We start from the raw sequence: 203 nt of genomic DNA on the forward strand, positions 1-203 counted from the left end.
ATGTCCCCGAACAAACGTCAACCATCTCTCCGGGACAAACACTCCGAGCCGGGACCCATAACCCCTTGAGTTTGCGGATTAACAGAGCATATCCCACAAAGAACATGCCCTAAATCCAATCTCCACTAACGCATCAAAAAACACATACGAAGATGCTGGCCTGCGGGCACACTTCGCCCGGCCGCAGACCAGCAGGACACTCA

Origin of the sequence: Pseudovibrio sp. W64 (assembly GCF_001623145.1) — a bacterium.
In the GTDB taxonomy this organism is placed as follows: Bacteria; Pseudomonadota; Alphaproteobacteria; order Rhizobiales; family Stappiaceae; genus Pseudovibrio.